The organism is Leuconostoc sp. BM2, assembly GCF_002095565.1.
GTDB classification, from domain to species: domain Bacteria; phylum Bacillota; class Bacilli; order Lactobacillales; family Lactobacillaceae; genus Leuconostoc; species Leuconostoc falkenbergense.
The window spans coordinates 1-7011 of record NZ_MOWQ01000054.1 but is presented as its reverse complement, the minus strand read 5'-3'; the positions used below and the strand labels follow the sequence as shown (position 1 = coordinate 7011).

Annotated in this window: 7 protein-coding genes and 1 pseudogene; 1 reads left to right on the top strand and 7 read right to left on the bottom strand. The window is 35.6% G+C overall.

The annotated features are described in order from the left end of the window. The first annotated feature begins 262 nt into the window (after nt 1-262). Nucleotides 263-1288, top strand: coding sequence for an IS30 family transposase (locus BMG01_RS09775; protein WP_036086526.1), 1026 nt, complete (start codon nt 263-265; stop codon nt 1286-1288). Between the two features lie 665 nt (nt 1289-1953). Here the strand turns inward: BMG01_RS09775 and BMG01_RS09770 are convergent. The 7 genes and pseudogenes from BMG01_RS09770 to BMG01_RS11050 all read right to left on the bottom strand — a co-directional run. Next, nucleotides 1954-3213, bottom strand: coding sequence for an IS30 family transposase (locus BMG01_RS09770; protein ID WP_036068450.1), 1260 nt, complete (start codon nt 3211-3213; stop codon nt 1954-1956). A 125-nt stretch (nt 3214-3338) separates the two neighbouring features. Further along, a complete protein-coding gene (locus BMG01_RS09765) occupies nt 3339-3710 on the bottom strand; it encodes a hypothetical protein (protein WP_036068448.1) in 372 nt (123 codons plus the stop codon). Next, nucleotides 3710-4120, bottom strand: coding sequence for a hypothetical protein (locus BMG01_RS09760; protein WP_036068446.1), 411 nt, complete (start codon nt 4118-4120; stop codon nt 3710-3712). The genes BMG01_RS09765 and BMG01_RS09760 overlap by 1 nt, the downstream gene beginning before the upstream one ends. 71 nt (nt 4121-4191) lie before the next feature. Continuing rightward, on the bottom strand, nt 4192-4452 hold the full coding sequence (locus BMG01_RS09755; RefSeq protein ID WP_004912965.1) for a hypothetical protein: 261 nt from the start codon (nt 4450-4452) through the stop codon (nt 4192-4194). Nucleotides 4453-4527: 75 nt separating this feature from the next. Then, entirely contained in the window at nt 4528-6198 is a 1671-nt protein-coding gene (locus tag BMG01_RS09750) for a replication initiation factor domain-containing protein (RefSeq protein ID WP_036068444.1), read from the bottom strand. A 399-nt stretch (nt 6199-6597) separates the two neighbouring features. Then, on the bottom strand, nt 6598-6864 hold the full coding sequence (locus tag BMG01_RS09745) for a hypothetical protein (protein WP_233127293.1): 267 nt from the start codon (nt 6862-6864) through the stop codon (nt 6598-6600). A 35-nt stretch (nt 6865-6899) separates the two neighbouring features. Beyond that, nucleotides 6900-7011: pseudogene (locus tag BMG01_RS11050) on the bottom strand (IS30 family transposase); the annotation flags it as partial.

Sequence of the window (7011 nt, the reverse complement as noted above, 5' to 3'; positions counted from 1 at the left end):
ATGGTATTCATTGGCTAGAGAATTAGCAGAACGTCCCTCGTTATACAAGGTGACAATTGATGACTTAAATTCTGTTGAGTATCGCTTAGCTTTCATAATATAAAAAAACTCCTATACTTGATTATCTTGGATTATGCCCTAGAAATAAAGCGGTCCGGATTTTCAGTATACGAGCAGTTGTTCACTTTTGTTTTTCTTAACATTTTAACTATTGACCGAATGTCAATTTTATAGTTTTATTGAGAGAAGGAATAATTGCCACATGACTAAGAAAAACCCAAACTCTAAATATGGTCGCCTTAATTTTACAGAGCGCGTTACCATCAAAAATATGATTGACGCGGGTAAAACCAATGCAGAAATTGCTCGAAAGCTAAACCGCCCTCGAGCTACCATTACACACGAATTGCAGCGTAATGCCCGTGTCATGACTTGGCATGGCAAAAAGAAAGTATTGCGCCATACCTACGAACCTGTGCAAGCGGCAAGACGTGCTGAGTATTATCAATCAAAGTCGCATCGTTCACAGCCTAAAATCACACCTAGAAAACGCGAAAAGATAGATTACTATCTCAAAAAGAAACATTGGTCGCCAGAACAAATTGCACATGGTGTGCCACGAATTGGTGTATGCACACGAACAATCTATAACTGGATTCTGAATCGCAACCTGAGTGCAACATTAAATGATTTACCGCTTAAAGGCAAAAGACGCAGGCATCTAAGAGCCAAACCAGTTAATCCAGAACATAAACGGATGATGATTGAAACGCGTTCAATTCACAACCGTCCAGAAGTCATCAATAATCGTTCAACATTTGGTCATTGGGAAATTGATGGGGTGATGAGTCCTCAAGATTCCCAATCTTTCGTGATCACATTTGTGGAACGAAAAACACGTTTTATGGTTGGTGTCAAAGCTAAAAGTAAGAGTTCAGATGATGTCAAAACAGCCATTGATACCTTTATGTCAAGGTTTGAAAATGTTTGTGACAGTATAACATGTGATCGTGGCACAGAATTCACCAGTAGTTTATTTATTTACAGCATTGAAGATACGTACGGCAAAAAGTTATATTACGCTGATCCACAATCACCAGGTCAACGAGGTACAAACGAACGCATGAATCGTGAATTAAGGCGTGTATTTCCTGCTGGTTATGACTTTACTAAGATTACCCAACGTAAGCTTCAAAACGCCATTCAGGACATCAATGAGCGTCCTAGAAATGTGCTCAGGTTCAAAACACCTGAAAAAGTCTTTACTAAGCGAATCATGGCAGCTTAATCATCAATAGATGCTAAAAATCGCTAATTGTTAAGACAGTTCAAAGTCAATAGCTTTGGGCTGCATTTTTGCGTATAATAATAGCCAGATAAACACGAATTTAGGGCTTGATTGGCTTAAAAAAGTCAAAATGACAATGCAAAAACTAAATATGCGACCAACATCAAACATCAAAAATAAATTATGGTAGCTGAAATTTAGAAACACAAAACCGTAAATAGCACAAAAACAGTCTTTGTAATCAGATTGTAAACAAATCCGCTATCACAACAGCGACAACGGATTAGCGAAAATAAAATCAATTTTTTTTGATTATTTGTTACTTTAGGGGTTGACAAATTCAAGACATTTGTTAGTTAACATAATATATATTATCGAAAGTTGACTATCAAAGGCAGATGTCAATAGATTTTCTCTATCAGTAACGGTTTGTTAAAGTGTCTGTTACATTCTGTAATTTGTAATGATTTTGAAACGCTGTGAAGCCATAACTATTCGGAAAGTATACACTTCTTTCATGAAAATTTCCAGCATTAGTACATACCGTCAACGATGACTTTTAGGACTATTTCACATAGTCATTTCAATTTATATGCCGTCATTATGACACAAAAAAAGACTAATCACTAGTCTTTGTGTCAGCTTTTTTCACTTTTAAACGTTTCTTAACTTATATCATCAATATCAACTTTGACATCTTTATCAGCATCTATATCTGTTAAATTAACTTCTTTTAAGGCATTGATTTCTTCGGCTAATTTTTGTTCATATTTTTTGATTTTCTGCTTGATATAGCGTTCCTTATAACGCTCCATATTGCGGTATTCCTTATTAAAACGTTCATAAGGTGTTGAACCTTGCAGTGCAATACGCATTGGCTTACGGTTGATTTTATCAGCAATCACTTCCAAATCTTTTTGCTTGATTGTCCTAAAGGTTGTTTTCTTTGGAATGAAGACACGTAGCTCACGGTTTTTGTATTCGTTTGTCCCCCTTTCCTGTGGCGAAGAGGGTGTTGCGTAATAAATTTTAGTCTTATATTCCTGCTGGACGACTTCTAAAAAGTCCCATGACATGAACTCAATACCATTATCAGCCGTGATTGTGCGTACCCATTTGCCATAATTCTTATAGAAGTATCTAAAGCCTTTAATCACATCAAATGATTGTTTACTGTCAATTTTAACCAGTACATAAAACCTTGTCTTACGTTCAACTAGGGTTAAAATAGCGCTCTTATCGTTAATTTCGCCATTCTTACCCTTTGCTGGCAAAACTAAATCAATTTCCCAATGTCCGAATTGTCTACGAGTATTTATCTTTGGTGGTCGTTCATAAATTGAATGACGAACTAGAATACCCTGTGACTTTAATTTAGAACGTAGTCTATCAATCTCACGCTGTTTTTGATACTGCGTTTTAATTTTAACTTTTTCAGCATCTGTATTATTGGCACGTTTGCGATAATAGGGTCTTAAATAAATTTTACCCTGTCTCGCCCAATTTCTAATCGTTGATGCCGAGACTTCAATATCTGATACATGTGCTTCAGCAATTTGTTCAGGCGTCCAATGTTCAACATTGACCCAATGCTCAATCAATTCTTTTAACTCATCTGTCAGCAATTTTGAACCGTTGCCACGTCTCACACTTCTTTGAGTGGCGATAAATTGACCACGCAAGGCAGAGTATTTAATACGAGAATGAATTTCAAGATTATACAATTGACGTTTACTTAAATTACTAAAATCAAAAATATTACCTTGTTTCAATTCTCTAGAGATAGCAGACTGTGAACGATTAAGTTTTCTAGCGATATCTGACTGACTATATTTTTCATCATTCCACATGTGTTCAATCAAATGTCTATCATTTTCATTGATACGTGGATATTTTATTTGGTCTGTTGGCTTTTTTTTGGTCATATATTTGATTCTTACTCCTATAATTAGTTATGTGAATAAGATAATATTATCATACTTTATCTATGCGCGTGAGTTGTTAAATAGGCATATAAAGATGTAAACCTTTTCACATAATAGATGACTAATTATAAAACATTGAAATCATCAAGCAAATTATTAACATCTGCTAGTTCTTCATAATATTCAGTGAACCAGCGTGTATCTAAACGCATTCGTTCAAGTTCTGGTAATAGGTTGTTTTCCAAGTTTTTGGCATGTTCTGCCAATTCCCTTAAAATAAAGGCTTCATAATTATTTACATCATCAAATGGTCTATAGGCTTCATCTGTAAAATCAGCAATATTGTGAATGCTGTAAGCTATCTGCCCTATAATTTTGTTATTATCAGACCACTTTAATTGATCACGTAAATGACTATCAACCTCTATATCACGTAAACAACCAATATAACGGTTGATGATGCGATACCTTAGATTATCAATTGCTTTGTTTATCATCACATTGCCCTTTCCCTTAATTGTTTTTTAGCTTGATACAACTGTTCTTCAATTTTGTTTAAACCACTTTCGGTATTGCGATCAGTTCCTTTTATCAGCAAGTCTAAATCACGATAAGCAAAGGTTAGCTCAATTGATTTTGAGACCAAATCTTGTACCCTAGATGCCAATTCTTTGTTAAAAAAAAGCACATCTCCGTATGTTTGGGATTGTGCTTGTCTAATTTTAGCTTGTAATTGCATTGATACGCTTAACGTTGTTTGGAAGTTGGGCGCACCAGCTTTGAATTGAAAGCCTTGTCTATCGCTTTCTAACGTTTGGTCTAGTTGACTGTATAAGTCTCTAAATCGTTCTAACTGCTTAATATACAGCTCTAATTGTTCTGGTTTTAACCATATTTTTGTTGTCATCTTACTTTTCCCTTTCACTTTTAATTGCAAACAAAAAAGCCAGTACCTATCAAGTACTAACTCATTTGTGACTAATCATATATATTTGTACGAACCGTCAAACCTGTTTCTTTACGAATTTTCTTAATGATTTCTGGTATTTGTTCCGTATATGAACTATCCAATCGTGCAATTTGTTGCGACCTCGTAGCTTTACCAATCTTATACCATTCAAAAAATATATTGACCTTTTTCGAGTAGATTTGGTCTACAACTCTCACTTCATATATCGTATTAGGTTGCTTAGCAAACATCTCTTTAATATCCCCAATTACAGCATCAATTTGGTTCATAGCTCAAACTGCTCCAGTCATGTTTATTTACTATAATTATTATACGAACAACTGTTCGTGTAGTCAATAATTTTATTAGAATGGCAGATTGGCTTTTTTCTCAAACTCTGCCGTTTCTTCAACATACTTGCGTTGCTGTTTATCAAAGTTCAAATTACCATGTTCTAAGTTAGCTTTTGAATTTGTAATTGCGTTGACCAAATTAGCTTTAATCAATTTTTCTTGCTCTGGAGAAAGATTAGCCTTATCCATTGCTTCAATCACTTCATGCCAATGTCCTGTCTTTTTCAAGACTTCTAAACTAGGCACAACATATTTCATTATCCAGCTCAAAATACTATCAACACTTTGTTCTTTAGGCTCTCTAACGAACTTCATTGATTGTCCTAGACTTGTCAATAAAGACCATGCAGGCATCGGCTTTAACGTATCAATATATCGCTCTCTAACGTGCGTCCCTTTCAATTCTTCTTCATCAATTGGCTCATCTACAAACCACAAATAGGTGTATAGAATTGATGCAGAGTATTCCACAAGATTATCATTTTCAAACCATTCACTAATGACTTGCTCGGCTCTATCAGCATGTAATTCTAATTCCACACGATTTTTAATTGATGTTTCTAGCCCTTTTTGTTCTTGTTCTTTTTGCTTATCGTAAATACGAATAACAAAAGGCGACTTGCCAAAGTTTGCCGTCCAGCCGTCTTGATTATTACCATGAATTGCAAATGACCTTGACTTACTCCAAAATCTATTTTTCTGGGTTGCTTCAATAATTTCTTCCATATCTAACAAACCCCAATTATCATTGATTGCAATATCCAATCGTGAAAATGTCCCTTTAAAGCGTTTTGCTTGAACAAAAAACTTTTTCCAAGTAAGTCCTTGTTCCAACAATGCCTTTTCAAATAAACGTGTTCCTTGCCCTGTGAGATACATGGTTGCACCTATTTTTTGAACATCTTGGTTAGTATCAACATCTTTAGTTGGCTCAAAGTCCTGTACATAGATATTTTTTTCGCCAGCAAAGGCAAACTCACGTGTATAGAAATTTTGTGTCGTTGATCGCTCTAAAAACAACTCAGGTTTTAAGCGCATCACATCATTGATAACCTGTTCGCCAGTCATATCAGAAAATGTTATTGTGACCCAATCAAATTGCAAATCAAGCGCATTTTTCAAATCTGGAAAAGTTGTATACATTTTTTCAACAAAGTCATCAGTGATTGGTTTATTATCACTCTCAATCAGGCTCAACAAAGTGTTTGAAACGCCCATCTTTTTTGAAAACGTTAATTGATTGAAGCCTAGTAATTCTCTAATTGTTTTAATATGTAACCCATTCAATTTTGGTGCTTTAATAAAATCTTCCATTTCGTTATTTTCCTTTCCATTATTTTTTACTACTTTTAGTAATTGATATTTACCAACGTTTTTCAACCTTTCTAAATCAGTAAACAGTTTTCGATAATAATTATCATCTGCTTGTGTGGTATACATTGATATTGCAGTGTAACCATTTAAATCATCTCCCTTGATTGTGCCTAGTTCAATAAAATCGCCTAGTTTGAGACTATTAGATAATTGATTGCCGTTGACCTTTATTGTCTTAACAGCTTGCAATTCGCCATGTAAACTCAAACCGACCTTAATTAGCGGTGTATTCGTATAAGCTAAGCTATGTTGTGTTGTGCCTAAGAAAGTAGCGCTATAAAATTGATTAGTTTCTGCTAAGACCGTCATAGCCACTCCCTTCAACATTTTCTTTGCAAACCATAAAATTTCGAGATTTTTTTTTACAACATTTTTTATTTTCAAAACACCGTCATATCAGCCATTCTCGATACTTCTGGGGGTATTTGTCGTAGCGACTTCTGCCCTTTAACCCCCCTGTTAGTAAGAGGGGGTTTTAGAAATTTAAGTAACCTTTCCGCCAGCGCAAGTGCCAGTCGTGCGACCAAAAGGTATTTTGGTCTTAACCACGACCACGCACCCTGCCCTTTAACGCTACGCTAGGGCGAGGGCGTGGCATGGCTCGCAAGGGCTTGCTCGCCACCCTGTCGGGAAAGGTCACTAATATGTACTAAAAAGCCCACCAATGGTTTTATGCATCAGCAAGCCCTTTACTACCCCTACAATTGATTAACGCTTGATGTGCGATAATTGCTCATTCAACTGCGTCAAATCTTTACTACGATTGATAGCATGTGTTTTGGTAGAACGATAATTACCAATCATAAAGCCGATATTTTTACGAATTTGCACGATGTATGGTGGCAACATTGGGTTAATGCTTTCCAATTCGCCACTTTCCAATACTTTCTTCAATTCGCCATTAAGCTCTTCTAGGTGTTCAAGATCACCAAGTTTTTCAATTGTCTTCAAATCAGTGATTGATTGTTCCGACAAAGATTGAATTTTTTTAACATGGTAGATTGCAAGAATTAACCGAACACTGCAAACTGCTGAAAAACCTTTCGTGGTGATTGCCAGTTGAGTGTTTTCATTGGTCTCGCATTGATCCAATGATTAATTTGATCTAATTCTTTGGCGCTA

What these genes read in the sequence shown, in the direction of transcription:
- BMG01_RS09760 (WP_036068446.1), bottom strand. Translation starts at nt 4,120, where the DNA reads ATGACAACAAAAATATGGTTAAAACCAGAACAATTAGAGCTGTATATT.
- BMG01_RS09765 (WP_036068448.1), bottom strand. Translation starts at nt 3,710, where the DNA reads ATGATAAACAAAGCAATTGATAATCTAAGGTATCGCATCATCAACCGT.
- BMG01_RS09755 (WP_004912965.1), bottom strand. Translation starts at nt 4,452, where the DNA reads ATGAACCAAATTGATGCTGTAATTGGGGATATTAAAGAGATGTTTGCT.
- BMG01_RS09770 (WP_036068450.1), bottom strand. Translation starts at nt 3,213, where the DNA reads ATGACCAAAAAAAAGCCAACAGACCAAATAAAATATCCACGTATCAAT.
- BMG01_RS09775 (WP_036086526.1), top strand. Translation starts at nt 263, where the DNA reads ATGACTAAGAAAAACCCAAACTCTAAATATGGTCGCCTTAATTTTACA.
- BMG01_RS09750 (WP_036068444.1), bottom strand. Translation starts at nt 6,198, where the DNA reads ATGACGGTCTTAGCAGAAACTAATCAATTTTATAGCGCTACTTTCTTA.